Raw genomic sequence first — 24723 nt, 5'->3', positions numbered from 1 at the left:
CCAAAACGATGCCCGAAACCGGGACCATGCTCGAAGCGAGGAATGTCGACCTCTATTACGGGGCGGCACAGGCGCTGCGCGGCGTCTCGATCACGGCCGAGAGGGGCAAGGTCACCTGCCTCATGGGCCGCAATGGCGTCGGCAAGACCAGCCTTCTGCGCGCCATCGTCGGCCAGAAGCCGATCGCCTCGGGCGAGATCGTCTGGGAAGGCAAGGTGCTCGGCCGCATGGCGCCCTATGACCGCGCCAGGGCCGGCATCGCTTACGTGCCGCAGGGCCGCGAGATCTTCCCGCTGCTCACGGTGAAGGAGAATCTCGAGACCGGCTACGCGCCGATTGCCCGCCGCGAGCGCTACATTCCGGACTACATCTTCGAGCTTTTCCCGGTCCTGAAGGATATGCTCGGCCGGCGTGGCGGTGATCTCTCGGGCGGGCAGCAGCAGCAGCTTGCGATCGGCCGCGCGCTGGTCACGCGGCCGCGCCTGCTCGTGCTCGACGAGCCGACTGAGGGCATCCAGCCCTCGATCATCAAGGATATCGGCCGCGCGATCGAATGGCTGCGCGCGCAGGGCACCATGGCTATCCTGCTCGTGGAACAGTATTTCGATTTCGCGCACGAACTCGCCGACACCTTCGCCGTGATGGATCGCGGCGAGGTGGTGGCTTCGGGGACGCAGGCCGAAATGGGCAGCGCCGAAGTGCGGGCTCACCTCACCGTGTGAGGTCGCACTCGAACAGCTGGCGGGCGCGCGGGCGCTCGCGGTTTTTTTCGGCGACGTCCCGGAAGAGCGCACGGATGTCGTCGGAACGCACGCCGTCGCTCGTCATCAGCATGGCGATGATCGGCTCCCGCAGGAGCTCGTTCAACGACGAATCCTTGCCGGTGCAGGTCGTGTTGTCGCTCATCACGGACCTCCTTCGCGTTCGGGCTGGCTCTGAACGAGCCGAACATGAAGGCTGACGATGACGATTGTAAGAAGCAACCGCGGCGCGCGGTTCACGATCGCTTGATGCTGCGGAGCGAAAGAGGATTGTCGCCTTATGCTGCGGCGTCGAAGGCGGCGACCACCTCGCGCGCCCGCGCCGCGACATCGGCGATCGAGGCGCCCGGCTTGTAGAGGAACGAGCCGATCCCGAAGCCGCTGCACCCGGCCTTGAGGAATTCGGAGAAGTTGTCGGCATTGGCTCCGCCGACCGCGAGTACGGGAAGATCCTTCGGCAGGACGGCCTTCATGGCGCGGATGCCGGCGGGGCCGATCAGCTCGGCCGGAAAGAACTTCAGTGCATCGGCGCCGGCGGCGATGGCCGAGAAGGCTTCCGTCGGCGTGAAGACGCCGGGATAGGATTCGAGCGCCAGCTCCTTGGTGCGGCGGATCACGGCGGGATCGGCATTCGGCGAGACGATGATCGTGCCACCACTGTCCTTGACCGAATCGACGTCGCCCGGCTTCAGCACCGTGCCCGCGCCCACCTTGGCGGCGCCGTTGGCGCGCTTCGCCATGGTCTCGATCGAGACGAACGGCTCCGGCGAATTGAGCGGCACCTCGATCAGCGTGATCCCGGCCTCGACCAGCGCGTCGAAGACCGCCGCCGCCTCGCCGGGGGCGATGCCGCGCAGGATGGCGACGAGCGGCCGGTGGCTGCCGAAGAGGGGATGGGTCATGTCTATCCTCACAGCATGGCGTTGGCGCGCGCGATGCGCACGAGGCCGAGACGAACCAGCGCCGACCCGTCGCGGGCCTCCGCCGCATGGCCGGCGACGGCGAAGGCGCTCATATAGGCGGCAGCGAGCGAGCGCGATCCGATGATGCGGATCGGCTGGCCGGCGGCGAGCAGGCCCGCCTGACGCGCCGCGGCGATCTCCCCGCCGATCACGAGACCCGAGAGATAGGCGAGGTTGTCGTCGCCCGAAACGCCGTCGAGCAGCTGGCGGACGCGGACCGAGAAGATGGCCGCGAGAAAGGGCAGCCCCTCGACGACGCTGCGCCGCACGGCGAGCGCGAAATGCGGGGACGCAGCGAGGTCGTCGGCGTGCTCGGCCACGGAATGGCGCAGGAACGACTTGCGCGCCAAGAGCTCGAACATCTCGCCGGTCATGAAGGTCTGGAAGCGGCCGATCGTGCCGTCGCCGACCGCCGCCCATTTGGAATGGGTGCCCGGCAGGATCGCGACGCCCCTGAAATCGGGCTCTTCCTCCATCAGTCCGACGAGCTGGGTCTCCTCGCCGCGGATGACGTCGCCGTCGCGCTCTGGCGAGCGCAGGACGATGCCCGGAACGATGGCGATCGGCCGGCGGGTCGCATCCTCGAAGCGGCAGAGCCCTGCGGCGAGCGCCGCGCTGGTCGCCGGCACCGGCACATAGGCGGCCTCGCGCCAGCCCTGGCGGCTGCCGACCATTCCGGCCATCAGCGCGGGGACACGCGGCCAGCCGGCCGTCAGGCTCTCAAAGGCGTCCTCGTGGCCCTGGCCGCCGAGCGGCCCGATCCCGTCGGCGCTGTCCGCCTCGGCGATCACGGCGCCCTCGCGGTCGAGCAGCATGGCGCGGCAGCGCGAGGTTCCCCAGTCGACGGCGATGAGCGCGGCCCTTGCGGCGGCCTCGGCGGAAAGCGCTGATGAAGTCACGGCGTTGATCCGGCTGATGACCGCAGCGTTGTTCGACGTTCCCCGCCGCCTGTCAAGCGGCCGCTCAGCCGTCCGGCGCCGGTCCCGTCGAGGCGCGCACCACCAGTTCGACGGGCCAGAGTTCGTGGATCGTCTCGGCCGCGCGGCCCTCGACAAGTTCCTTCAGCAGTTCGCCCACCCGCTTGCCGGCCGCGCGGATCGAGGAGCGCGTCGTCGACATGGTCGGGACCATGACGTCAGGGTTCAGGAACGGGAAGACGTCGTCATGGGCGATCATCGAGACGTCGCGGCCGAGTTCGAGCCCTGCGGCGCGGATGGCGCGGAAGGCGCCGAGCGACATCATCATGGAGGAGACGAGCAGCGCCGTCGGACGTGGCGTCTCGCAGAGGAAGCGTTCGGTGATACGGTAGCCGATCTCGTCACTCATGACACCCGAGGCGACGAAGCGTTCGTCCACCGCGATGCCGCGCGCCGCGAGCGCCGAGCGGAAGCCCGCCTCCCGGTCGCGCGCGAAGGTGAAGCGCGTCTCGCCGTTGACGAGGCCGATGCGGCGATGGCCGAGATCGATCAGATGCTTGGTCGCGTGACGAAAGGCGCCCTCGTTGTCGATGTCGATCCAGGCATGCGCCACCGGCGATTCGGTGCGGCCATGCAGCACGAAGGGCAGGCCGAGCTCCGTCAGCAGGCGGACGCGGTCGTCGGCGATCAGGGGGCTCGACAGCACGACGCCGTCGACGCGCGAGCCGACGGCCATCCGGCGGTAGGTCGCCATCTCGTCGCTGCCGCGGGTCGGCGACAGCACGATGTCGATCTCGTCGGCCAGAAGCGTCTCGCCGAGCCCGGCCTGGAACTCCATGTAATGCGGGTCGAGCAGCATGTTGCGATCGGTCGGCAGCACGATGCCGATCGCGCCCGCGCGGCCGGTGGCGAGGCGGCGGGCATTGGCGTTCGGCTGGTAACCATGACGGCGCGCCGCGTCGAGAACCCGCCGCCGCGTCTCCTCGTTCACTTCCGGATAGCCGTTCAGCGCCCGGCTCACGGTCGTCTGGGACAGACCGAGATGCAGGGCGAGTTCTTTGAGCCGCATCGAGCCCGTCCTCCCTCGCCGCGCCATTCAAAGCGCTTTCAAACCAGCTTTCAAGATCGATCCTGAGCGAAGCTGATCGAACGTTGCTCCTGTTGCGATGCGAAATGATCGGGTGTCGACGGATTCACAAGAAGATTCAGCGGAATATGCTGATTTATCATACGAAATCATTGTTGGCGCTTGTTGCGCTGCACGCTGTTTCGATGCTGCACCCGCTTGACAGGCGCCGCGCCAACTGCTGAAACTCCCTTCAAAGCGCTTTGAAGCCCTGTTGCAAACGGGCTCTCATCGGGCGTTTTTTGGGGAGGGGACGCGTCGTGATCCGTTCGGGTGGACGGGCGTTGCGCATGCTCGCCCCATGGGTCTCGACCAGTTCCACAGGGAGGTTCTCACATGAACATGCGGACCGCGCTTCTGGGCTTCGCGTCGGCGATGATCATCGCCAGCGCAGCCAATGCGGCCAATCTGTCGATCGTGTCCGGCGACACCGGCAACGGCCTCGCCGTGCTGCGTGAAAAGCTCGACATTTTCGAGAAGCAGAGCGGCAACAAGGTCACCATCGTCCCGATGCCGTCGTCGACGACGGACCAGTTCGGCCAGTACAAGCTCTGGCTCGCCGCCGGCAACTCCGACATCGACGTCTACCAGACCGACGTCATCTGGGCGCCGCAGCTGGCCGACCAGCTGGTCGACCTGACGGAAGCCACCAAGGACGTCATCGGCCAGCATTTCCCGTCGATCGTCGAGTCGCAGACGGTGAACGGCAAGCTCGTCGCCATGCCGCTCTTCACCGACGCGCCGGCCCTCTACTACCGCAAGGACCTGCTCGAGAAGTACGGCAAGACGCCGCCGAAGACCTGGGCCGAACTCGCTGCCACGGCGAAGGAGATCCAGGACAAGGAGCGCGAGGCCGGCTCGAAGGACATCTGGGGCTTCGTCTGGCAGGGTAACGCCTATGAAGGCCTGACCTGCAACGCGCTCGAGTGGGTGAAGTCGAACGGCGGCGGCCAGATCGTCGAAGCCGACGGCGAGATCTCGATCAACAACCCGAAGGCCGCCGAGGCCCTCGAGATGGCCAAGTCCTGGGTCAACACGATCTCGCCGCCCGGCGTGCTCGCCTACCAGGAAGAAGAGGCCCGCGGCGTCTGGCAGACCGGCAATGCCGTCTTCATGCGCAACTGGCCCTACGCCTATTCGCTCGGCAACGGCGCCGACTCCGCCGTCAAGGGCAAGTTCGACGTGGCTCCGCTCCCGGCCGGCTCGGCCGAGGGTGCCGCCTCTGCCGCCACGCTCGGCGGCTGGAACCTCGCGGTCTCCAAGTATTCGAAGAACCAGAAGGAAGCCATCGACCTGGTGAAGTTCCTGGCTTCCAAGGAGATGCAGAAGAAGCAGGCGATCGAGGCCTCCAACCTGCCGACGATCATCGAACTCTATGACGATGCCGACATCGCCAAGGAAGTTCCGATCATCCCGCGCTGGAAGGAAGTGTTCCTGAACGCCGTGCCGCGTCCGTCGGCTCCGACGAAGGTGAAGTACAACGAGGTCTCGTCCAACTTCTGGACGGCCGTGCACAACACCCTGTCCGGCAATGGCAGCGCCGCCGAGAATCTCGAGCTGCTCGAGGCCCAGCTGACGAAGCTCAAGGGCTCGTCCTGGTAAGGACAGGCTGCCGAGGCATCCGTCAACCATCGCCTCCCGCCCGCGGGCGGGAGGCGAAACCCGATTGAAAAAGCGGCGCGCTCGACTAGCGTTGAAGACGGCGCGATCGATCGTTCCAGAGGGGCGCCCGAGCCGGCGCCGAGCGGGCGTGAGGGGGGACCAGCTGCAATGGCCATAGCGCAATCAGCCGACAGCGACGAGGTGGGCGCCGGATCGGAACTGTTCCGTCAGCGCATCCGCTCCGCATGGCTCTTCCTGGCGCCCATGCTGATCGTGCTCGCCATGGTGGCCGGATGGCCGCTGCTGCGAAGCATCTATTTCTCCTTCACGAATGCCTCGCTGACCAATATCGACGCCGCCGAATGGGTCGGCTTCGAGAACTACTTCTCGATGACGACGCTGAAGAGCGGCCGTGTCATCTATGACGGACTGCTCGTCGACCCGCTGTGGTGGCGGTCGGTCTGGAACACGGTCCGCTTCACCATCATTTCGGTGACGCTCGAGACCATTTTCGGCATGGTCGTCGCGCTGGTGCTGAACGCCGAATTCCGCGGCCGCGGCCTGGTGCGCGCCGCGATCCTGGTTCCCTGGGCGATCCCGACCATCGTGTCCGCCAAGATGTGGGCCTGGATGCTGAACGACCAGTTCGGCATCATCAACGACATCCTGCTCAATCTCGGCCTCATCTCGCAGAAGATCGCCTGGACCGCCAATCCCGACACCGCGATGATCGCCGTGCTGATCGTCGATATCTGGAAGACGACGCCCTTCATGGCGCTGCTCATCCTGGCCGGACTGCAGATGATCCCCGGCGACATCTACGAGGCGGCGAAGATCGACGGCGTGCATCCGATCAAGGTGTTCCTGAAGGTGACGCTGCCGCTGGTGCGCCCGGCGCTCATGGTGGCCGTGATCTTCCGCATGCTCGACGCGCTGCGCATCTTCGACCTCATCTATGTGCTGACCGCGAACAACGCGCAGACCAAGACGATGTCCGTGTTCGCCCGGGAGAATCTCTTCGATTTCGACAAGTTCGCGTATGGCTCGGCGGCGTCGACCCTGCTCTTCCTGATCCTGACGCTGATCACCATCGTCTACATCATCGTCGGCAAGGTGAATTTCGAGGGAGGCCGCTGATGCTCTGGCATCTCGTCAAGCGCACCGCGTTCTACCTGCTCGTGGTGTTCATCGTCGTCATCTCGGTGTTCCCGTTCTATTATGCGATCCTGACGTCCTTCAAATCGGGAACGGCGCTGTTCGAGATCAACTACTGGCCGACGAGCTTCTCGCTCGCCAACTACACCCAGGTGCTGACGACCGGCAGCTTCCCGCGCAATCTCGCCAATTCGCTCCTGATCTCGACGGTGGTCGTGGCGATCTCGTTGCTGCTCGCGGTGACGGCGTCCTTCGCCCTGTCGCGGGTGCGCTTCCGCGGCCGCTCGACGCTCCTGCTCACGATCCTCGCGGTGTCGATGTTCCCGCAGATCGCGGTGCTCGCGGGCCTCTTCGAGCTGATCCGCTTCCTCGGCATCTTCAACACGCCGTTCGCGCTGATCTTCGCCTACATGATCTTCACGCTGCCGTTCACGGTGTGGATCCTCACGACCTTCATGCGCGACCTGCCGATCGAGATCGAGGAAGCGGCGATCGTTGACGGCGCCACGCCCTGGGTCATCGTGACCAAGGTGTTCATGCCGCTGATGTGGCCGGCGCTGGTGACGACGGGCCTTCTTGCCTTCATCGCCGCCTGGAACGAGTTCCTGTTCGCGCTGACCTTCACCTCGTCGAATGCGACGCGCACGGTTCCGGTCGCCATCGCGCTGCTGTCGGGCGCCACGCAGTACGAAATCCCGTGGGGCAATATCATGGCTGCGTCGGTCATCGTGACCGTGCCGCTGGTCGTGCTCGTGCTGATCTTCCAGCGCAAGATCATTTCCGGCCTCACGGCTGGCGGCGTCAAGGGTTGAGCCAAGGTTGGGCCAAGGGCTGAGCATGGACCAGAAGGTGCAGAAGGTGCCGGGATCGATCCTGTCGAACGATCCCGACTGGTGGCGCGGCGCGGTGATCTATCAGGTCTATCCGCGCTCCTTCCAGGACACGAACGGCGACGGCATCGGCGATCTCAAGGGCATCGCCGAGCGGCTCGACCACATCGCGACGCTCGGGGCGGACGCGATCTGGATTTCCCCGTTCTTCAAGTCGCCGATGAAGGATTTCGGCTACGACGTGTCGGACTACTGCGAAGTCGACGGCATGTTCGGCACGATCGAGGACTTCGATCACCTCGTCGCCGAGGCGCATGCGCGCGGCATTCGCGTGATGATCGATCAGGTGCTTTCGCACACCTCCGACCAGCATGCCTGGTTCAAGGAGAGCCGTTCGTCGAAGGACAATGCCAAGGCCGACTGGTATGTCTGGGCCGACGCCAAGCCGGACGGCACGCCGCCCAACAACTGGCTGTCGATCTTCGGCGGCTCGGCCTGGGAGTGGGACACCACCCGCTGCCAGTATTACCTGCACAACTTTCTCGCCTCGCAGCCCGACGTGAACTTCCACTGCATGGCGGCGCAGGACGCGCTGCTCGATACTGTCGAGTTCTGGCTGAAGCGCGGTGTCGACGGCTTCCGCCTCGACACGGTGAACTTCTACGTCCACTCGCAGGGGCTGGAGGACAACCCGCCTTCGCAACTCGAGGACCGCAACTCGCCCGAGGCGCCGGCGGTCAATCCGTATAACTGGCAGGACCACATCCACGACAAGAGCCAGCCGGAGAATCTCGAATTCCTGAAGCGGCTGCGCGCGCTGCTCGATCGCTATCCCGGCCAGACGACGGTCGGTGAGATCGGCGACGGGCCGCGCTCGCTCCGGACCATGGCGGCCTACACATCGGGCGGCGACAAGCTGCACATGTGCTACACCTTCGACTTCCTGTCGCCGATCTTCACCAAGGACCACTTCGTCCGCCGCATCACCGCCTTCGAGGCGATCGTCGGCGACGGCTGGCCCTGCTGGGCCTTCTCCAACCACGACATCGTCCGCCATGTCAGCCGCTGGACGACCGACGGCGACTATGACGGTGTTGCCAAGCTTGCCTGCGCGATCCTCCTGTCGCTGCGCGGTTCGGTCTGCCTCTACCAGGGCGAGGAACTCGGCCTGACCGAGGCCGACATCGCCTTCGAGGACCTGCAGGACCCCTACGGCATCCGCTTCTGGCCCGAATACAAGGGCCGCGACGGCTGCCGCACGCCGATGGTCTGGGATTCGAACGCCGTCTATGGCGGCTTCTCGACCGGCAAGCCCTGGCTGCCGGTGCCGCAGGAGCACATCGCCCGCGCCGCCAATCGCGAGAGCGCGGACCACCAGTCGGTGCTCGAGCAGTATCGGCGCATGATCGCCTTCCGCCGGTCGCAACCGGCGCTGGTGCAAGGCTCGATCGCCTTTGTCGAGACGCCGGACGACGTGCTCGGCTTCGTGCGCGAGCATGCCGGCGAGAAGGTGTTGTGCCTGTTCAATCTCGGCTCCGCGCCGGTGACCGTCGCCCTGCCGGCGGGCGCGGAGGTGACGGCGCTGGAAGGTCACGGATTCACGGCGATACCGCATCCACAGGAACGAACCGTGAGCCTCAATGGGCGGAACGCGTTCTTCGCACGGATCGGCTGACGGAGCGGGAAGGGGAAACGACATGGCTGGACTGCTGCTGCGCGGCATCAAGAAGAGCTACGGCACGGTCAAGGTGCTGCATGGCATCGACCTCGACATCAAGTCGGGCGAGTTCATCGTCTTCGTTGGCCCCTCGGGCTGCGGAAAGTCGACGCTGCTGCGCCTCATCGCCGGCCTCGAGGACATCACCGGCGGCACGCTGCAGATCGACGGCCAGGTGGTGAACCAGCTCGCGCCCTCGAAGCGCGGCATCGCCATGGTGTTCCAGTCCTATGCGCTCTATCCGCATATGACCGTCTACGACAACATGGCCTTCGGCCTGAAGCTCGCGAAGGGGACGCCGCAGAGCGACATCGACCGCCGCGTGCGCGAGGCGGCGGACATCCTGCAGATCACGCCTTATCTCGACCGTCTGCCCAAGCAGCTCTCGGGCGGCCAGCGCCAGCGCGTCGCGATTGGCCGCGCCATCGTACGCGACCCGAAGGTGTTCCTGTTCGACGAGCCGCTCTCCAATCTCGACGCGGCGCTGCGTGTCGCCACGCGCATCGAGATCAACAAGCTGCACGAGCGCATGGCCGGCGTGACGATGATCTATGTCACGCATGACCAGGTCGAGGCGATGACGCTGGCCGACCGCATCGTGGTGCTGAATGCCGGCCGGGTCGAGCAGGTCGGCGCGCCGATGGAGCTCTACAACTTCCCGGCCAATCTCTTCGTCGCGCGCTTCCTCGGCTCGCCGTCGATGAACACCATCCCCTGCGCGATCGTCGCCGGCGGCGCCGAGGCGAGCGTCCAGCCGGACGGCTGCGCGCGCATCTCGGTCTCGGCCGTGATCCCGACCGCGGCAGCGGGCAAGCGCGGCACATTCGGCGTCCGCCCCGAGGACCTCATCCTGGCGGACGGCGCGGACGCGATCTTCACCGGCACGATCGACATCGTCGAGCAGCTCGGCGAGGTGACGCTCATCTATGTCGATGTCGGGACGTCGGAGCCGATCGTCGCCAAGGTCGACAGCGATGTCGAAGTGGTGAAGGGGCAGAAGATCGCGCTGACCGCCGAGAAGCGGCACCTGCACGTCTTCGACGAGAACGGCGTCGCCTATCCGCGCGGCTGATCGGATGCGGATGGCGCCGATTCGGCGAGCCATCCGTTCCGGCGATACCAGCGGACAACATCGGCGAGCGTTTCCTCGACCGGCCGGAACGACAGGTCGAGCTCGCGCGACGATTTCTCGTCGCTGAAGCGATAGCGGCCCTCCTCCCGCCGCATCAGCCTGACCGTGGCGAGACTGACGAGCGCCGGCCGGGCGAACAGCCGCTGGCCGAGTTCCTCCGCCATGCCGAGCAGATAGAGCATCGGGTAGGGCACCTTCCGCCTCGGCGCCGGAACGCCGGTGACGTGCTCGATCACCTTGACGAGTTCGGCCATTGTCATGGGTCGGCCGGCGGCGAGATAGAGTTCACCGCGCCGTCCCTTCTCGGCTGCCGCGACCTCCGCCAGGGCGACGTCGCGCGCATCAACGACGGAGAATCCGCCAGGCGGAATTCCCGGTAGCTTGCGCCTTGCATGATCGAGCACGATCTGCCCGGCGGCGGTCGGGCCGGCATCGCCGGGTCCGAACATGAAGCCCGGCAGGACGAAGCAGCCGTCCATATCGGGATGCCTCTCCAAGAAGTCCTTCACGGCGCGGTCGGCGAGGATCTTGCTCGCATAGTAGTCGTCCGCGTCCTTGATCCGTCGCGGCATGGTCTCGTCGATCAAGCTACCGCGCGGACCGTCGAGCACGGCGATCGACGAGGTATGAACGAAGCGCCGGATGCCGGTGGCATAGGCCGCGCCGAGCAGAGCCTCGGTCGCCGCGACATTGGTCGCGAGCAGCGCGTCGCGGTGGCGGCCGCCCTTGTAGCTGTCGCGGAAATAGGCCGCGGTGTGAAAGAGGACATCGTGGCCGGCGAGGCGGTCGGCGAAGGCTGGGACATTCCCCATGTCGCCTTCGACGATCGTCAGGTCGGAATCGCCCAACATCCGCATCGCCTTCTCGCGGGAGCGAACGAGTGCCGTGACCCGAACGCCGCGCTCTCGCAGCAGCCGGACGAGATTGTTGCCGAGCAGTCCGGTTGCCCCGGTGACGAATGCGCTCGCCAATGCCATTGTGCACTCCATCCGATATGGGATTGGGATACCGATAGGATCGTAAAATACTAGTTGGTATCCAAAGTGCAAGCGGTCTTGGGAGTGACGATGGCACGTCTGTCACGAGAGGAAAGCCGGGCAAGGACGCGCGAGCAACTGCTGGCCTCAGCCGCGCGGGCCTTTGCCCGGGCCGGCTATGGCGGCGCCAGCGTCGACGAGATCGCCGAGGATGCGGGGTTCTCCAAGGGCGCCTTCTATTCCAATTTCGCCTCCAAGGAGGCGATTTTCCTCGCTCTCCTCGAGCAGAAGAAACGCGGCGAGATCGCCGCCATCCGCTCCCTGCTGGCGGAGCCAGATACCGATGCGCTCATGCGCGGCCTCCGTGCATGGCTCGATGCGGCGCATGACGATCCCGCCCTGTCTCTGCTCGCGGCGGAGATAGAGTTGCAGGCACGGCGGAGCGAAAGCCTCGCGGCCGGCTATCGCGCCCTGCAGGAGCGGCTGAGCACGGAACTCGTCGGCTTCATCGCGGCCGTTTTCGGGCGCCTCGGTCTCCGGCCGCCGGCACCGGTGGCGGATATCGCGGCGACCTTCATCGCGATCTCGAACGGTGCGGCCATGGCGACCGATCCGGGCGCGAACCAGTCGGGCCGGCTGATGCAACTGTTTCTCGACATGGTGCTGAAGGCGAGCCGCCCCGCCGATGCCGGCGACAGCGACGGCTGATCGGCGTCAAGCCAGCCGGCGGGCGATGATCGGGCCGTCGCGGCGGAGCGTTAGCTCGATATGGCCGGCCTGGGTCACGTCGAGGATCTTCGAAGGGCGGTAGGCGCAGATGTTCTCGCCGCCGCGATGGCGCAGGCTGGCATAGAGAAGGCCGTCCTCGCCGCGGGCGCGCGCCGCCTCGCCGAAGGCCTGCGCGGCCGAATAGTCGGACGACGAATAGAGCCCGGCCGGCGCATTCGCGACGTCGCGGATGTCGAGATAGCGGCCGGCGAGGCGTGCGCCATAGGCGCGATAGGTGGCGGTGAAGCGGTCCATCCGGCTCGCGATCATCTCGCGGCGAAGGTGATGGCCGACTTCGGCGACCGCCGTCTCGACGCGCATCGCGCCATACCAGGCGCCCAGCGCGCCGGACGAGAAGCGCAGCCCCGTCGGCGGCGTGTGCAGGAACGACGCCATGACGACGCTCGCATTCGCGCGGCCATAGACCCATTCGTCCTCGGGCAGCCGCTTCAGCCGTTCGGCGACGAGGCGGTCATTGGTCCAGCCTTCGAGCTCCATCACCGCCGCGAGGTCGTCCGGCGAGGCGACGTCGTCGAACGCGCCGATCGGCGGAAAGCGCGACGGGATCAGGCGATGGGTCGGCTCCTCGATCGCGACGCGCGGCTCGTCCGTCATCGGTCAGGCCCAGACGATGTCGCCGTCGCCGATCGGGGCGGCCATGTCGTCGAGCGCCGGCAGCGGCGCCGCGAAGAGCCCGCCGCGCCAGGCGTCGAGATGGCGCCGCAGCAGCAGCAACCCGTCCTGCGTGCCGTTGGCCGCGAGGGCGAGCGGCGGCTGGCCGCCGAAGAGCGGACCGTCATTGGGACGCCGCAGCCAGTCGAGCGCCGTCCGGTCGTCGGTGAAGAGGATGCGCATGGCCTTGTGGATGCCGAGCACCGCCGAGATGCGCAGCAGCGTGTCGAGCGGCAGCGTCAGCGCCATGCCGGCCCGCGCCTTGGCGAGCCAGCCGAAATAGGTCGAGCGGCCGGGGAGGCCGAGCATCCGCATGCGCTCGGTCTCGCCGAGACCCCACTGGTCTGCGATGGCCGCGAAAGCCCTGAGGCCCGGCCCGCTCAGGCGGCGGCGATCGGCGGCGGAGAAAGGGCTCGCGGGACCACCATCGGCTTCGGCGATCGGACGATGTCCGGCTGACGGCATGACAGGCTCCAGTCCAATTCAGGACAATATAGTCCAAAACTGGACTGGAGCAAGACCTGAGCTGGATGGCGTCAGCGCATGTCTCGATCGGTTCGAGGAATTCGAGCCGGTTGCCGAAGGGGTCCGCGAGATAGAAGCGCCGATAGCCGGGCAGCGGCTCGTCTTCGACCGGCGTGTGACCCGCGGCGAGAAGCCGGTCGCGCAGTGATTCGAGACCGGCGACGCGGAAAGCGGGATGCGCCTTGCGGGCAGGCTGGAAGGGCTCTTCCACGCCGAGATGCAGCTGTCGATCGCCGAGGGCGAACCAGACGCCGCCGCGCCTGGCGAGGTTCTCGGGCTTGGCGATTTCCGTCAGTCCCAGAAGGGCACCATAGAATTGCCGCGCGAGCGCTTCGGCGCCGCGCGGCATGGCGATCTGCACATGGTCGAGCCCGATGATGGGCATGGACTCACCGCATCGCGGCTGCGAGGGCCTGCTTGCAGCCGGCGGACAGGCGCGCCGCATTCTTCCTGAGGCAGGCGACGCCATTGCCAGCGCCGAGACGGACGGTGCTGCAATAGCGGTTGAAATCGGCTCCGCAATACTGGCGGACGATCATCGCCTCCTGCCGTGGCGAGAGTGGCGGCATCGGGGGAGGGGGCGTCGCAGCCGCCTCAGGCTTGGTCGGTGCCGGAGCCGGCGTTGCGGTGGCCGGGGCGGCGGCAGGTGCAGGTGTCGCGGCAGGGGCAGCGGCCGGAGCCGTTGCCGCGGCGCCGCCGGAGGCGGCTTTCACCGCCTGCTGGCAGGCGGTCGAAAGCGCCGACAGGTTCGATTGCAGGCATTGCAGCGCCTCGCTGCCGCCCGGCGGCACGCTGGCACAGTGGGCGCGATAATCGCTCTGGCAGGACGATTTCAGCGCCTGCTGCTGGCTGCTGGTGAGCGCGGCCGCGCCGGCGGCGAGAAGCGGCAGCATCATGGCTACCAGACCCAGCCTCGCGGCCGGGGTGAAGCAACGCTTTATGGACATCGGAAGCCCTCCATCGCCCGATGGTCGGCCCGGCCGATGCCCCCGTCGCATCGCGAGGCCGAAGCGCGGGCACGATGGCACGCGCCCCGCCATTCCCGCAACGGCTTCAGCGGTCGAGCCGGAACACCGTCTCGGCGACGCCGGGCACCGGGCTCTCATAGGCGAAGAGCCCGCCGGCCAGCCGCTCCATCGGGCCGGAACCGCCCTGCGCGGTGGTGATGTAGAGCGTCTTCAGGTCCGGGCCGCCGAAGGTGCAGTTGGTGATGTTGCCGACCGGCATGTCGAGCACGCTCGCGACCTTGCCCTCGGGCGTGACGCGGACGACGCAGCCGCCGCCATAGCGCGTGTTCCACAGATGCCCCTCGGCGTCGATCTGCGAGCCATCGGGCGAGCCGCGTTCGAAGCCGGCGAACCAGACCCGTTCATTGGCGACCGCACCGCTCGCCGTGTCGTAGTCATAGGCCCATATCTCGTTCTTCAGCGTGTCGCCGGTATAGAAGCGGCGGCGGCCGAGATCCCAGGCCATGGTGTTGGAGATGCCGATATCGCCCCTGAGCGTCTCCACGGAGCCGTCGCCGCGCACGCGGTAGAGCTGGCCGCGGGCCGGGCCGCTGATATCGACGTTCGAGCCGTCGGGGGCAACATTGTTGAACATCGAGCCGACGATGAGATCACCATGCGGGTCGGGGCGGCCATCATTCAGCCGCGCGCCGGGCGTGTTCTTCTCCGGTGCCGCGAAATCGCTGCGCGCGTCCGTTGCGACCGTCCACAGGATCACCTTCGAGCCGAGCGCGATGATGAGCGTAGCGGGGCGGTCGGTGAGGCCGATCGTGGTGACCGGTTCGTCGAAGAACCAGCTCCGGACCGAGCCGCTCTCCGTGTCGAGGCGGTGGATCAGGAAGCGGTTGATGTCGGTCCAGTACACCGCCCGTTCGGCGGCATGCCATGTGACGCCTTCGCCGGTGCGGTCTCCCGCGGGAACGATGCATCGGGGTTCGGTCATCGCGTGGTCTCCTTGGCCCGTATCATGCTTGGCTCTTGTCCGGGGCCTGCCCGGAAGGCGGAGCGCACCTTAGGGCAAACTGGTCGCAGGAGTTTTATTTCGATGCTCTAATTTTCACGCTCAACATATGAAGCGGAATTGGATAGGACACCGGAGCGAACCAGGCCCTGCCGGTCCGGTGTCGGGAAAGAGGGATTTCATGACCAGTCGAATCATCGCCGTCGACCCCTTCGACCTCGTCGTGTTCGGCGCCACCGGCGACCTTGCCTATCGCAAGCTCTTGCCGGCGCTGTTTCACCGTCACCGCGACGGCCAGTTGCCCGACGTCTCGCGCATCATCGCCGCCTCGCGCCGCAAGCTCTCCGACGACGACTACCGCAAGCTCACCGAGGACGCGCTGACGAAGTTCGTGCCGGCGGCCGAGCGCGAGCCGGAGCATGTCGCCTCCTTCCTGAAGCGAATCTTCTATGTCTCGGTCGATGCGAAGATCGACGACGAAGGCTGGCCGGAACTCGGCCGTGTCCTGGAGGAGGGGAAGGACCGCGTCCGCGCCTTCTACCTCGCCGTGTCGCCCGATCTGTTCGGCGTCATCTGCGAGGGCATCGGCGCGCATGGGCTGATCACGCCGGAAACGCGCGTCATCATCGAGAAGCCGATCGGCAAGAGCCTCGCCTCGGCCACCGCGCTCAACGACGCGGTTGGCAAGGTGTTCAAGGAAAGCCAGATCTACCGCATCGATCACTATCTCGGGAAGGAGACGGTCCAGAACCTCATGGCGCTGCGCTTCGCGAACGCGCTGTTCGAGCCACTCTGGAACGCCGCCCATATCGACCATGTCCAGATCACCGTCGCCGAGAATCTCGGCGTCGAGAGCCGTGCCGGCTATTACGATACCGCTGGCGCGCTGCGCGACATGGTGCAGAATCACATCCTTCAGCTTCTCTGCCTCGTCGCCATGGAGCCGCCGAACCAGTTCGAGGCGGATGCGATGCGCGACGAGAAGCTCAAGGTGCTGCGCTCGCTGAAGCCGATCACTGCAAGCGACCTCGAAGCCGTGACGGTGCGCGGCCAGTATCGCGCCGGGGCCTCGGCGGGCGGCCCGGTGCCGGGCTACCTTCAGGAGCTCGGCAGCGACGATTCGGTGACCGAGACCTTCGTGGCCCTGAAGGCCGAGATCGAGAACTGGCGCTGGTCCGGCGTCCCCTTCTATATCCGGACCGGCAAGCGCCTTCCGGCGCGGCTCTCGGAGATCGTCGTCTCCTTCAAGTCGATCCCGCACTCGATCTTCGGCAGCGCGGCGGGACAGCTCGTCTCGAACCAGCTCGTGATGCGCCTGCAGCCCGACGAGGGCGTCCGCCTCTGGCTGATGATCAAGGATCCCGGCCCGGGCGGCATGCGGCTCCGCCACGTCCCGCTCGACATGAGCTTCGCCCAGACCTTCAAGGTGCGCAGCCCCGAGGCTTATGAGCGGCTGCTGATGGACGTCATCCGCGGCAATGCCACGCTGTTCATGCGCCGCGACGAGGTCGAGGCCGCGTGGAAGTGGATCGATCCGATTCTCGACGGCTGGGCAGCCTCGCGCGAGTCGCCGAAGGCCTACACCGCCGGAACCTGGGGACCGTCCTCGGCCATCGCCCTCATCGAGCGCGACGGGCGCACCTGGCACGAGGAAATCGACTGACGGCCTTCCGCAAGAGGGAGGCCGCATCGCCGGGCGCGGACGTGCCCGGCCACGAGGAGACCTGACGCATGACCATCCATCCACGGGTCGCAGAGGTCACGGCGCGCATTCGCGCCCGCAGCGAGAAGAGCCGCAGCCGCTATCTGGACCGCGTTGCCGCCGCCTCGAAGGCGGGCGTGCGCCGGGCCTCGCTCGCCTGCGGCAACCTTGCCCATGGCTTCGCGGCCTGCGGCGTCGACGACAAGGCGGCGCTGAAGGCAGACGTGGTGCCCAATCTCGGCATCATCACCGCCTATAACGACATGCTCTCGGCCCACCAGCCCTACGAGACCTATCCGGAGCTGATCCGGAAGGCGGCGCGCGAGGCGGGCGGCGTGGCGCAGGTGGCCGGCGGCGTGCCGGCGATGTGCGACGGCGTCACGCAGGGCCAGACGGGCATGGAGCTGTCGCTCTTCTCCCGCGACGCCATCGCGATGGCGGCGGCGATCGGCATGTCGCACAACATGTTCGACGCCTCGGTCTATCTTGGCATCTGCGACAAGATCGTGCCGGGCCTCATGATCGCCGCGCTCTCGTTCGGCCATATCCCGTCGGTCTTCGTTCCGGCCGGGCCGATGACGACCGGGCTGCCGAACGGCGAGAAGGCGCGCATCCGCCAGCTCTATGCGGAAGGCAAGGTCGGCCGCGCCGAACTTCTGGAGGCGGAGAGCGCCTCCTATCACGGCCCCGGCACCTGCACCTTCTACGGCACCGCCAACACCAACCAGATGATGATGGAGATCATGGGGCTGCACATCCCCGGCGCCTCCTTCGTCAATCCGAACACGCCGCTGCGCGACGCGCTGACCAAGGCCGCGACCAAGCGCGCGCTCGCCATCACCGCGATGGGCAACGAGTTCACGCCGATCGGCGAACTGGTCGACGAGCGCGTGATCGTCAACGGCGTCGTCGGGCTGCATGCCACCGGCGGCTCGACCAATCACACGCTGCATCTCGTCGCCATGGCCAAGGCGGCGGGCATCCAGCTCACCTGGGACGATTTCTCCGATCTCTCGGACGTCGTGCCGCTGCTGACCCGCGTCTATCCGAACGGCCTCGCCGACGTGAACCATTTCCATGCCGCCGGCGGCATGGCCTTCCTGATCCGCGAGCTGCTCGAGGCCGGCTATCTGCATGAGGACGTGAAGACCGTCTGGGGCCAGGGACTCGCCGCCTACACGACCGAGCCGAAGCTCGAGGAGGGCGGAGCGATCGTCTGGCGCGAGGGACCGCGCGAGAGCCTCGACGAGAAGGTGCTGGCGCCGGTCGCGAAGGCCTTCCAGCCGACGGGCGGTTTGAAGCTCCTCTCCGGCAATCTCGGCCGCGCGGTCATCAAGATCTCGGCCGTCAAGCCGGACCGCCACGTCATCGAGGCGCCGGCCAAGGTGTTCGACGCGCAGGACCAGCTCCTCGCCGCCTTCAAGGCGGGCGAACTCACCGGCGATTTCGTGGCCGTGATCCGCTTCCAGGGCCCGCGCGCCAACGGCATGCCGGAACTGCACAAGCTGACGCCGACGCTCGGAATCCTGCAGGACCGTGGCCACCGCGTCGCCCTCCTGACCGACGGCCGCATGTCGGGCGCGTCCGGCAAGGTTCCGGCGGCGATCCATGTGACGCCCGAGGCGCTCGACGGCGGCCCGATCGCCCGCATCCGCGACGGCGACATGATCCGCGTCGATGCGGTGACGGGTCGCTTCGACGTCCTCGTCGATCCGGCCGAATTCGCCGCCCGCCCGGCCGCCACGCGCCGCGACGAGGAGGACGAGGTCTACGGTATGGGCCGCGAGCTCTTCGAGATGTTCCGGCAGCGCGCCGGCGCGGCGGATCTCGGCGCCGGCGTGTTCTGAGGCGCCGCTTCGGTCGCGGAATGATATTCTAGATAGGCGACTCCTTTAGTCGTCTATCTGGAGCCTGCGGTTCTTCCCCGCGCCATCCCGGAAGCGCCACGCCCCGCACGACGCTTGGCTTTGCAAGGCCTTGGAGGCGCGCTTCGTTCCGGCGCCGTCTGGCGCGTCGTTTCACGCCGAAGAATGATTTTCCAAGCCCGTGACGGAGTTTGGAACCGGCTTTGTCGTGTTTCTGCTGCGCTGTCCTTAAATACCGTGCGAGGATTTACTCTCGAAGCGCGACCCGGTGCCGGAGATAACGATGGCGGCAGCCCATCGGAAACTGTCGACCTTCCCGGCCTTCCACAGGGTGGAGGGACGCCGCGTCGTGATCGTCGGCGAAGGCCGCGAGGCGGCGGCGAAGCTGCGCCTGCTCTCCGAGACCAGCGCGCGGCTCGTCCTGTTCGCCCCCGATGCCGAGCCCGAAGCAGCCGGCGATGCAGCGGCCGCCGGTGCCGAGCATGTCGCGCGCTGGCCTGAGGCGGCGGATATCGACGGCGCGGCCCTCGTCTTCGCGGCGACCGGCGAGCTCGAGCGTGATACCGCGATCCGCGATCTCGCCAAGCGGGCCGGCATTCCGGTCAACGTCGTCGACCGTCCGGAACTCTGCGATTTCCATGTGCCCGCGCTCGTCAACCGCGCGCCGCTCGCCGTCGCGATCTCGACCGACGGCAAGGCGCCGGTCCTCGCCCGCCATGTCCGGGCGCGGATCGAGGGGCTGCTGACGCCGGCGATCGGCGATCTCGCCCATCTCGCCGAGCGGCTGCGCGAGCGCGTCATCGCCCACATTCCCTCGAGCGATGCGCGGCGGCGATTCTGGGCGCATTTCTTCTCCGGTCCCGCTGCCGCCAAGGTGCTGCAGGGCCAGATCGAGAGCGCCGCCGATGTCGCCGAGCGGCATCTCGCGGCTGATACCGGCGAGCGCCTCATCGGCCATGTCAGCCTCGTCGGCGCCGGTCCGGGCGCCGAGGATCTGCTCACCCTTCGCGCCGTGCGGCTGCTGCAGGAAGCCGAGGTCATCGTCTACGACAAGCTTGTGCCCGAGGCGGTGGTCGCGATGGGCCGCCGCGACGCGCTGCGCATCTATGTCGGCAAGGCCAAGGGCATGCATGCCGCGAGCCAGGACGAGATCAACGCGATCCTCGTCCGCGAGGCGCAGGACGGGCGCCGCGTGGTCCGCCTGAAATCCGGCGATCCGCTGATCTTCGGCCGCGCCGGCGAGGAGATGGCCGCGCTCAGGGCCGCCGGCATCCCGTTCGACATCGTGCCGGGCGTGACCGCCGCCATCGCCGCCGCCGCCGAGAACGAGATTCCGCTGACGCTGCGCGACGTCGCGTCGACCTTCGTCATGGCGACCGGCCACGACATGCGCGGCGACACGCTTCCCGAATGGGCCGGCCTCGCACTCGCCGGCTCCACCATCGCCGTCTATATGGGCCGCAGCGTCGCCTCCAAAGTGGCCGCGAGGCTAATCGAGAACGGGCTCGCCGCCTCGACGCCGGTGGCGGTGATCGAGAACGCCTCGCGCGAGGATCGCCGCGCCTTCGCCGGCCGCCTCGACGAGCTCGCCGGCATCGCCGACCGTCCGGAGCTGGACGGTCCCGTCGTCATCATCGTCGGCAAGGTGATCGCGGAGAGCGCGCTCGGCGTCGCGCCGCTGCCGCTCGCCGCCATGGCCGCCTGACCGCCGCGTCGCCCCTTCCGGGAAGAACTCCATCCATGACCGCCAAAGCGCCCGTTCTTCACGTCATCACAGCGAATGCGCTGGGCGATGGCCTCGTCGTGTTCCTGACCGCCGATGGCGGCTGGAGCAACGACATCGCCGCGGCGCGCGTGATCGAGCCGGACGGGCTCGCGGATGCCGTCGCCTATGGCAAGGCGCAGCATGACGCGCGCATCGTCGTGGAACCCTATGAGATCGAGGTGACCGTCGACGCGGGCATGCCTTTGCCGGTGCGCCTTCGCGAGCGGATCCGCGCCGAGCGCGGGCCGACGGTCGCCTATGGCGAGGCGGAGATTGCCGCCCGCGCCGCCAACAGCCGGTGAGAACGCCCCATGTATCGCTATGACGAGTTCGACCAGGACTTCGTGACCGATCGCGTCGCGCAGTTCCGCGACCAGGTGAACCGGCGCCTTTCCGGGGACCTCACCGAGGACCAGTTCAAGCCGCTGCGCCTGCAGAATGGCGTCTATCTGCAACTGCACGCCTACATGCTGCGGATCGCAGTGCCCTATGGCACGCTGAACAGCGTCCAGATGCGCCGTCTCGCCCATGTCGCGCGCCGCTACGACCGCGGCTACGGTCATTTCACGACCCGCCAGAACCTTCAGTTCAACTGGCCGAAGCTCTCCGACATCCCGGATATCCTCGCCGAGCTGGCCGAGGTCGAGATGCATGCCATCCAGACCTCCGGCAACTGCATCCGCAACGTGACCGCCGATCACTTTGCCGGCGCCGCCGCCGACGAGGTGGCCGATCCCCGGCCCTATGCCGAGATCCTGCGCCAGTGGTCGTCGCTGCACCCGGAATTCCTGTTCCTGCCGCGCAAGTTCAAGGTCGCGGTCACGGGAGCGGAGCGCGATCGTGCCGCCATCCAGGTGCACGATATCGGCCTGCATCTGAAGCGCGACGGGAATGGCCGCCTCGGCTTCGCCGTCTATGTCGGCGGCGGGCAGGGCCGCACGCCGATGCTGGCCAAGAAGATCCGCGACTTCCTTCCGGAAGAGGACCTGCTCTCCTATTGCGAGGCGATCCTGCGCGTCTACAACCTCTCGGGCCGGCGCGACAACAAATACAAGGCCCGCATCAAGATCCTCGTCCACGAGATGGGCGCGGAGGAGATCACGCGCCAGGTCGAGGAGGAATGGGAGCGCATTCGCCATGGCGCCTTGAAGCTTCCGCAGGGCGAGGTCGAGCGCATTCGTGAGTATTTCGCGCTGCCCGACGCCGTGCGCCCGCTGGACAGCGATCCTGCCCTCGCGGTGACCCTCGCCGCCGATCCCGAATTCGACGCCTGGGTGCGGCAGAACACGGATCCGCATGCGGTCGCCGGCCATGTCTCGGCGACCATCTCGCTGAAGGCCATCGGCGGTACGCCGGGCGACGCCACCGCCGACCAGATGGACGCCGTTGCCGACCTCGCCGAGCGCTACGCCTATGACGAGATCCGCGTCAGCCACGAGCAGAACCTGATCCTGCCGCATCTGCCCGAGACGGCGCTGCGCGCGGTCTATGACGGGCTGGTCGCAGCAGGCCTTGCGACCGCCAATGCCGGCCTCGTCACCGACATCATCGCCTGCCCGGGCCTCGATTATTGCGCGCTCGCCAATGCCCGCTCGATTCCCGTGGCGCAGCGCATCTCAGAGCGCTTCGGCGACATCGCCCGCCAGCGTGAGATCGGCGAGCTCAAGATCAAGATCTCCGGCTGCATCAATGCCTGCGGCCATCACCATGTCGGCCATATCGGCATTCTCGGCGTGGAGAAGAAGGGCGAGGAGTTCTACCAGATCTCGCTCGGCGGCTCCGGCGACGAGGCGGCCTCGATCGGCGACATCATCGGTCGCGGCTTCTCCACCGAGGAGATCGTCGATGCGGTCGAGACGATCGTCGACACCTATGTCGCGCAGCGCGCCTCACCGGAGGAGACCTTCCTCGCCGCCTATCGCCGCCTCGGCCAGGCGCCGTTCAAGGAGGCGCTCTATGGCGCGGCTTGAGCCATCGCCGTCAGGCGCGGCCGGCGCCGCGCCGCTGTTCGACCACGAGAATGCCGGCCTCGAGGAGGCCGCCATCCTCAACGCCCGTTATGGCCATCTCGGAGCGCGCGAGGCGATAGCCAAGGCGCTCGAACTCTTCGGCGAGCGGATCGCGCTCGTTTCCTCCTTCGGCGCCGAATCCTCGGTGCTGCTGCATGTGGTGGCGAGCGTGAGCCGCGACGTGCCCGTCGTCTTCATCGATACGCTGCGACTCTTCCCCGAGACGCTCGCCTATCGCGACACTCTGGTCGAGACGCTGGGCCTCACCGATGTGCGGACCGTGGCGCCCGATCCCGCCGCGCTCGACGACAAGGACCGCTACAAGGCGTTGTGGATGACCGACGCCGATCTCTGCTGCCAGATCCGCAAGACGGAGCCTCTGGCGCGGGCGCTCGCGGGCTTCGACGCCTGGTTCACCGGCCGCAAGCGCTTCCAGGCCGCGACGCGCGCCGCGATCCAGCTCTTCGAGCAGGATGGGCGGCGGGTGAAGGTCAATCCGCTCGCCAGCTGGTCGTCGGCCGAGCTCAAGGCCTATATGGCCGAGCATGCGATGCCGGCCCATCCCCTGGTCGCGAAGGGCTATCCCTCGATCGGCTGCCAGCCCTGCACCTCCAAGGTGAAGCCGGGCGAGGACGAGCGCGCGGGCCGCTGGCGCGGGCTCGACAAGACGGAATGCGGCATCCATCTCGGCGAGTCCGACGGCAGCGGGATCTGAACATGGCTCTGTGGAAACATGGCGTTTTCGTCGAGGACGGCTTCACGCATGTCCATGGCGAGGCGGAGCTGCCGCACCATGGCGGCGCCATCGTCGGCCTCGCCCGCTATCGCGAGGAGCGCGAGGCGCTTCTCGCCTGGCCGCGGCCGCTCGGCGTCGTGATCGAGCCGGGCGCCGACTGGACCGATCTCGTCCCCGATCTCGACCGTTTCGCCGTCGTCGCGGCCGACCTCCCGAAATTCGCCGACGGTCGCGCCTTCTCGATCGGCCGCCTGCTGCGCGAGCGCGACGGTTTCAGGGGTGAGCTTCGCGCCGTCGGCGCCTTTTTCCTCGACCAGATTCCGCTGCTGCGCCGCGTCGGCTTCGACGCCTTCGAGACCCATGATCCCATCGTCATCAAGGGTCTGGCCGAAGGACGCTGGCCCGAGGTAAAGGAATATCTTCAGCCAGCCTCCGAGAATGGCGAAGTCCCGGCCGGAAAGCGGCCCTGGGCGCGGCGGGCGGCGCGTATGGGAGCGACATGAAGCTTTTCGTCACGGATCAGGACGGCGGCGAGCACGAGCTCGAGGCACTCGAGGGCTGGCGCGTCATGGAGGTGATCCGCGACTGGGGCCTGCCCATCAAGGCGGAGTGCGGCGGCGCGCTCGCCTGCGCAACCTGCCATGTCTATGTCGATCCCGACTGGCTCGACCGCCTCGTTCCGATGAGCGACGAGGAGGAGGAACGGCTCGACGACGCGATGATGGTGAAATCCAACTCGCGGCTCTCCTGCCAGATCCTCATGTCGGACGATCTCGACGGCCTCCGCGTCACGCTGGCGCCGGGCAGCGAGCCGGGCTGATCACCGCCGTCCGCGACTTCCCTGTGCGGGGGCCTCGACTTCCCCTCGCCATCGCTCCGCCGATCGCTATGCTGGCGCCTGTCACGCAACGATCACGCAGGACGTGCGATCGTCGCCAAAGAGTCGCCGTTCTCACTTTCGAGGAGCGCCATGTCCGATCTCGTCGCTATCGTCTATCCCTCGCTGGAAAAGGCCGAGGCCGTCCGCCAGGAATTCCTGACGCTGCAGAAGGAATATCTGATCAGCCTCGATGACGCGGTCATCGCGGTGAAGACCGACGACAACAAGATCAAGCTGCACCAGATGGTCAACACGACCGCCACCGGCGCCGCCTCGGGCAGCTTCTGGGGCCTCTTGGTCGGCATGGTGTTCCTGATGCCGGTCGTGGGCGTCGTCATCGGCGCCGCCTCGGGCGCGCTGGGCGGACTGCTCGCCGATTTCGGCATCAACGACAAGTTCATGAAGGACCTGTCGTCGTCGATCCAGCCGGGCAATGCCGTCCTCTTCCTGCTGATCCGCTCGATGACCGCCGACAAGGTGCTCGAGGAAATCCGCGGCTCGGGCGGCGTGGTGCTGAAGACCTCGCTCAACAACGAGAAGGAAACGGCGCTGCGTGAGGCGCTGGCCGGTTCCCCTGTGCACGACACCCCGGCCGCCCCGTCGGCCTGAGTGGATCCCCTGAGGGCGGCCGGCCAGAACCGGCCGCTCGATCAC

The 24723-nt window shown here is 67.1% G+C and carries 25 protein-coding genes and 1 pseudogene; 16 read left to right on the top strand and 10 right to left on the bottom strand.

Translation table 11 applies throughout. The features are described from left to right. Positions 1–26: 26 nt before the first annotated feature. On the top strand, positions 27–722 hold the full coding sequence (urtE, locus tag QO015_RS08305; RefSeq protein WP_266282403.1) for an urea ABC transporter ATP-binding subunit UrtE: 696 nt from the start codon (positions 27–29) through the stop codon (positions 720–722). On the opposite strand, the gene QO015_RS08300 is transcribed toward urtE, so the two are convergent. The 4 genes from QO015_RS08300 to QO015_RS08285 form a co-directional block, all read right to left on the bottom strand. Then, on the bottom strand, positions 712–906 hold the full coding sequence (locus QO015_RS08300; RefSeq protein ID WP_266280130.1) for a hypothetical protein: 195 nt from the start codon (positions 904–906) through the stop codon (positions 712–714). The genes urtE and QO015_RS08300 overlap by 11 nt on opposite strands. A gap of 133 nt (positions 907–1039) precedes the next feature. Further along, entirely contained in the window at positions 1040–1663 is a 624-nt protein-coding gene (locus QO015_RS08295; RefSeq protein ID WP_266280131.1) for a 2-dehydro-3-deoxy-6-phosphogalactonate aldolase, read from the bottom strand. 8 nt (positions 1664–1671) lie between these two features. Then, the gene (locus QO015_RS08290; protein WP_266280132.1) at positions 1672–2622 is read right to left on the bottom strand and encodes a 2-dehydro-3-deoxygalactonokinase; all 951 of its coding nucleotides are present in this window, start codon (positions 2620–2622) and stop codon (positions 1672–1674) included. A gap of 64 nt (positions 2623–2686) precedes the next feature. Beyond that, a complete protein-coding gene (locus QO015_RS08285) occupies positions 2687–3709 on the bottom strand; it encodes a substrate-binding domain-containing protein (RefSeq protein WP_266280134.1) in 1023 nt (340 codons plus the stop codon). 399 nt (positions 3710–4108) lie between these two features. Between QO015_RS08285 and QO015_RS08280 the strand changes: the two genes are divergently transcribed. The 5 genes from QO015_RS08280 (at position 4109) to QO015_RS08260 (ending at position 10142) form a co-directional block, all read left to right on the top strand. Continuing rightward, the gene (locus tag QO015_RS08280; RefSeq protein WP_266282404.1) at positions 4109–5368 is read left to right on the top strand and encodes an ABC transporter substrate-binding protein; all 1260 of its coding nucleotides are present in this window, start codon (positions 4109–4111) and stop codon (positions 5366–5368) included. A 168-nt stretch (positions 5369–5536) separates the two neighbouring features. Next, positions 5537–6505 (top strand): carbohydrate ABC transporter permease, encoded by a 969-nt coding sequence (locus tag QO015_RS08275; protein ID WP_266280135.1) that lies wholly within the window; start codon positions 5537–5539, stop codon positions 6503–6505. Then, positions 6505–7335, top strand: a complete 831-nt coding sequence (locus tag QO015_RS08270; protein ID WP_266280136.1) for a carbohydrate ABC transporter permease — start codon at positions 6505–6507, stop codon at positions 7333–7335. The genes QO015_RS08275 and QO015_RS08270 overlap by 1 nt, the downstream gene beginning before the upstream one ends. Positions 7336–7360: 25 nt before the next feature. Continuing rightward, positions 7361–9028, top strand: a complete 1668-nt coding sequence (gene bglA, locus QO015_RS08265) for a beta-galactosidase BglA (RefSeq protein WP_266280138.1) — start codon at positions 7361–7363, stop codon at positions 9026–9028. A gap of 22 nt (positions 9029–9050) precedes the next feature. Further along, positions 9051–10142 (top strand): ABC transporter ATP-binding protein, encoded by a 1092-nt coding sequence (locus QO015_RS08260; RefSeq protein WP_266280139.1) that lies wholly within the window; start codon positions 9051–9053, stop codon positions 10140–10142. On the opposite strand, the gene QO015_RS08255 is transcribed toward QO015_RS08260, so the two are convergent. Continuing rightward, positions 10127–11179, bottom strand: a complete 1053-nt coding sequence (locus QO015_RS08255; protein ID WP_266280141.1) for an SDR family oxidoreductase — start codon at positions 11177–11179, stop codon at positions 10127–10129. The two genes, QO015_RS08260 and QO015_RS08255, sit on opposite strands and share 16 nt — an antisense overlap. Before the next feature lie 90 nt (positions 11180–11269). On the opposite strand from QO015_RS08255, the gene QO015_RS08250 reads away from it, so the two are divergent. After that, on the top strand, positions 11270–11887 hold the full coding sequence (locus QO015_RS08250) for a TetR/AcrR family transcriptional regulator (protein WP_266280142.1): 618 nt from the start codon (positions 11270–11272) through the stop codon (positions 11885–11887). 6 nt (positions 11888–11893) lie between these two features. Here the strand turns inward: QO015_RS08250 and QO015_RS08245 are convergent, their stop codons facing one another. From QO015_RS08245 to QO015_RS08225, 5 genes and pseudogenes are all read right to left on the bottom strand, one after another. Then, positions 11894–12562, bottom strand: coding sequence for an RES family NAD+ phosphorylase (locus QO015_RS08245; protein WP_266280144.1), 669 nt, complete (start codon positions 12560–12562; stop codon positions 11894–11896). A 3-nt stretch (positions 12563–12565) separates the two neighbouring features. Beyond that, positions 12566–13084 carry an antitoxin Xre/MbcA/ParS toxin-binding domain-containing protein gene (locus QO015_RS08240; protein ID WP_266280145.1) on the bottom strand — a complete coding sequence of 173 codons (519 nt, stop codon included), beginning with the start codon at positions 13082–13084 and terminating at the stop codon, positions 12566–12568. Positions 13085–13166: 82 nt separating this feature from the next. Then, positions 13167–13529: pseudogene (locus QO015_RS08235) on the bottom strand (VOC family protein); the annotation flags it as partial. Positions 13530–13533: 4 nt separating this feature from the next. Beyond that, positions 13534–14091: a cysteine rich repeat-containing protein gene (locus tag QO015_RS08230; protein ID WP_266280147.1), complete on the bottom strand. Its 558-nt coding sequence runs from the start codon at positions 14089–14091 to the stop codon at positions 13534–13536. A 106-nt stretch (positions 14092–14197) separates the two neighbouring features. Beyond that, positions 14198–15094 (bottom strand): SMP-30/gluconolactonase/LRE family protein, encoded by an 897-nt coding sequence (locus QO015_RS08225; RefSeq protein WP_266280148.1) that lies wholly within the window; start codon positions 15092–15094, stop codon positions 14198–14200. Between the two features lie 199 nt (positions 15095–15293). Between QO015_RS08225 and zwf the strand changes: the two genes are divergently transcribed. The 9 genes from zwf to QO015_RS08180 all read left to right on the top strand — a co-directional run bounded on the left by zwf (position 15294) and on the right by QO015_RS08180 (position 24678). Beyond that, positions 15294–16775, top strand: a complete 1482-nt coding sequence (gene zwf, locus QO015_RS08220; protein ID WP_266280149.1) for a glucose-6-phosphate dehydrogenase — start codon at positions 15294–15296, stop codon at positions 16773–16775. Between the two features lie 68 nt (positions 16776–16843). After that, on the top strand, positions 16844–18661 hold the full coding sequence (gene edd / locus QO015_RS08215) for a phosphogluconate dehydratase (RefSeq protein ID WP_266280150.1): 1818 nt from the start codon (positions 16844–16846) through the stop codon (positions 18659–18661). Between the two features lie 301 nt (positions 18662–18962). Beyond that, entirely contained in the window at positions 18963–20384 is a 1422-nt protein-coding gene (gene cysG, locus QO015_RS08210; protein WP_266280151.1) for a siroheme synthase CysG, read from the top strand. 35 nt (positions 20385–20419) lie between these two features. After that, on the top strand, positions 20420–20746 hold the full coding sequence (locus tag QO015_RS08205; RefSeq protein ID WP_266280152.1) for a DUF2849 domain-containing protein: 327 nt from the start codon (positions 20420–20422) through the stop codon (positions 20744–20746). Positions 20747–20755: 9 nt separating this feature from the next. Then, on the top strand, positions 20756–22414 hold the full coding sequence (locus QO015_RS08200) for a nitrite/sulfite reductase (protein WP_266280153.1): 1659 nt from the start codon (positions 20756–20758) through the stop codon (positions 22412–22414). Beyond that, a complete protein-coding gene (locus tag QO015_RS08195) occupies positions 22401–23168 on the top strand; it encodes a phosphoadenylyl-sulfate reductase (protein ID WP_266280155.1) in 768 nt (255 codons plus the stop codon). Before QO015_RS08200 ends, QO015_RS08195 begins: the two co-directional genes overlap by 14 nt. A 2-nt stretch (positions 23169–23170) precedes the next feature. Then, a complete protein-coding gene (locus QO015_RS08190) occupies positions 23171–23692 on the top strand; it encodes a DUF934 domain-containing protein (RefSeq protein ID WP_266280157.1) in 522 nt (173 codons plus the stop codon). Continuing rightward, positions 23689–24009 (top strand): 2Fe-2S iron-sulfur cluster-binding protein, encoded by a 321-nt coding sequence (locus tag QO015_RS08185; protein ID WP_266280159.1) that lies wholly within the window; start codon positions 23689–23691, stop codon positions 24007–24009. Before QO015_RS08190 ends, QO015_RS08185 begins: the two co-directional genes overlap by 4 nt. Positions 24010–24159: 150 nt before the next feature. Further along, on the top strand, positions 24160–24678 hold the full coding sequence (locus QO015_RS08180; protein ID WP_266280161.1) for a DUF1269 domain-containing protein: 519 nt from the start codon (positions 24160–24162) through the stop codon (positions 24676–24678). The last annotated feature ends 45 nt before the right edge of the window (positions 24679–24723 follow it).

Source organism: Kaistia geumhonensis (assembly GCF_030815145.1).
Classification (GTDB): Bacteria; Pseudomonadota; Alphaproteobacteria; order Rhizobiales; family Kaistiaceae; genus Kaistia; species Kaistia geumhonensis.
The sequence above is the reverse complement of the archived record's forward strand: the minus strand, read 5'-3'. Positions and strand labels throughout refer to the sequence as shown.